The organism is Haloferula sp. A504 (assembly GCF_044385805.1).
GTDB lineage: Bacteria > Verrucomicrobiota > Verrucomicrobiia > Verrucomicrobiales > Akkermansiaceae > Haloferula.
The window spans coordinates 1-2,414 of record NZ_JBISBU010000128.1 but is presented as its reverse complement, the minus strand read 5'-3'; the positions used below and the strand labels follow the sequence as shown (position 1 = coordinate 2,414).

Here is a 2,414-nt window from a genome sequence, read left to right as displayed (position 1 = left end):
GCCCACGACTTGAACCAGACACGGCACCTCCCTTTCAACCCTCAAACCACCCCGAAGGCGCGTGGCTGGCTCCAGTCGCAGCCATAGGGTCTCGCATTGAAGGAGGCATGGCTGCAGCGGAACAGGACAACATTCATCCCTTTCCCGAAGAGAAGAGTTTCAATCAACTTCTCACTGGGGAGCAGGAATTCCTTCGGGCATTGCTCCGGACCATTGGTGTTCCAGCCTCGGATGTGGCGGATGTCCTCCAGGACGCCAATGTCTACCTGATCGCCAACCAAGCCAAGTATCTCCCGGGCACCAACTTCCGGGCGTGGGCGGGGCAGGTCGCCCGCTTCCGCAGCCTCAACTATTTCCGCAGCAAGAAGCGTCGGCCAATGGTGAACCTCTCGGAGCAAGCGCTCGACATGATCGTCGAGGAGGTCGTGCTCCGCTTCGATGAAAACCACGCCCGGTTGCAGAAACTCGGCCACTGCCTATCCAAGCTCTCCGATGACCAGCGGCAGCTGCTTGATGCCGTTTACGCCAAGGGCACCTCCCTCAAGGATCTCGCCCGCGCCAAGCGATGCAGCCATGCCGCCATGCGGAAGACCGTTTCCCGAATCCGACAGACCTTGAAGGCCTGCATCGAATATCAAACTGAAAGCTGAGCCGAAGCGTCACAATCCGTCCCATTCCGCTCTATGTTCATGAAGTTGCAACCGGAACCCCAACCTGACCGCGAGTTTGTCGATCTCGTCCAGCGCGTCCTTGATCACGAGGCGAGCCTGGAGGATATCGCGCATCTCAACGCCCGGCTTCCGAAGGATTCGGTGGCGCTGCGATACTTCGTCGAGATGCGGATGCTGCACTGCTCGCTGGAGGATGCGTTCGACGCGGCTCCAGCCGAACTGGACTCGATCGAAGGGCGGCTGGTGAATTTCTCGGGTCACTCCTGCCCTGCCGCACAGGCCCCGACCCGGGCACAAGCATCCAGTAAACCGCAATGGCGGAAGTGGCTCGTGGCGGCTGCCGCTCTGGTTGCCATCAGCCTCGGCTTCCTTGCGGTGGATCGCTTCCTCCACCGCCCCGCCTTCGAGGTCGTCGCGCGCCATGGCACCGGACTCTCCGCCGTTCCGGCGAAAGGCACTTGGATCCGCCACGGTGACACCCTCGAACTCAAGGACAACGCCGTGGAGATCCGCTCGGCGGATGGAAACACCCTGACCTTCCAGGGACCGGGCGAGCTGAAGATTCAAAGCCGCGACCGCCTGATTCTCGAATCCGGTCGCCTCTGGGCCGATCTCAAGGGCGATCCGGTCAAAATTATCACGCCCCGCGGCGAGGTCACCGACCTGGGCACCACCTTTGGCATCGACCAATCCTCCCCCTTCGCCACGCGGATCGATGTCTTCGATGGCGAGGTGCGATTCACGAACCCGGACGATGCAGGTCGAACGACCAACGCAGAGAAGGGCGAGAGCCTTGTCTCATCCGGGGCCGAGTGGACTCCGGAAAGGGGAGAGGCCGATGCTGGACGCTACACCTCGGGGATTCGCCGGCCCATCGGATTGTCCTTTGTGAAAGACGAGGCTGAGGCCGCCCGGATCTCCTCCAAACTGGCATTCGGAGCTGCTTGGGCGACCGGTTCGAGCATCACGGGAACCGCCCAGCTGCCGGGTAGCCCGGTTGAGATCCGGTGGAGCGGCGGATCGATTTTCTCCACGGGGGCCTGGAAGGCTCCCGAGGCCGACGTGCTGCACACCCACCTCTGCTGCTCGGCATGGCGGAAATTCAGAATTGACGCTCCAGGAGGTGATCAACAGGCAGAAGACGAGTCGGTCGGAATCACCATTCATTTGCAGAACCTCGCCACTTGGATGGAGCAGATTGGCGCTGTTGGCTACAAGCTGACAGTTCTACAGAACTCCAATGAAAGAGGAGTTCGTTTCTTCCCGATCTCGGTCTTCGAGGGCGGAAGCGGCACCGGCACTCCAGTCGGTGTTTTTGAAACGCAGCCTGAGGCCTACTTACCCGGGAACTACCCGGACGGACCAGGAGGCTTGGGTGCCCGGGTCGTGCAGGAGTTCCCCATGGTCTTCAAGGCGGATTCCCTGACGCTGAAGGCGCCTCCTTTCGATGGAGCTGAGCGTCTCTCGAACATTTCGGGAATCGTGCTGAATCCCGTTTTCTGACCCGCATCGTAGATTTTTCACGGGGCTTTTGTCACAGATCGGTGGATGGGGCTCTTTGAAAGGAAACCATCTTTTCATGAGAACCCACCATCTCCTCACTGTTCCGTTTGTTGCCGCTGCCCTTTCCTCGGCTTGCGCCGAAACCGTCCTCATCGACTGGTCGACCTCAGCCAGCGTCTCGTCTCCTGCGGGCGACGGAAAGCACTGGAACAGCCTTGGTACTCCAACCGCCGGCGGCAG

Annotated in this window: 2 protein-coding genes; both read left to right on the top strand. The window is 60.7% G+C overall.

Translation table 11 applies throughout. The annotated features are described in order from the left end of the window. Positions 1-107: 107 nt before the first annotated feature. Positions 108-650: a sigma-70 family RNA polymerase sigma factor gene (locus ACG2LG_RS23690; RefSeq protein WP_396263315.1), complete on the top strand. Its 543-nt coding sequence runs from the start codon at positions 108-110 to the stop codon at positions 648-650. 39 nt (positions 651-689) lie between these two features. Next, a complete protein-coding gene (locus ACG2LG_RS23685; protein WP_396263313.1) occupies positions 690-2,174 on the top strand; it encodes a FecR domain-containing protein in 1,485 nt (494 codons plus the stop codon). Positions 2,175-2,414 lie beyond the last annotated feature (240 nt).

Excerpts from the sequence above, each read along its gene's own strand:
- ACG2LG_RS23690 (WP_396263315.1), top strand. The coding sequence starts at position 108 with ATGGCTGCAGCGGAACAGGACAACATTCATCCCTTTCCCGAAGAGAAG.
- ACG2LG_RS23685 (WP_396263313.1), top strand. The coding sequence starts at position 690 with ATGAAGTTGCAACCGGAACCCCAACCTGACCGCGAGTTTGTCGATCTC.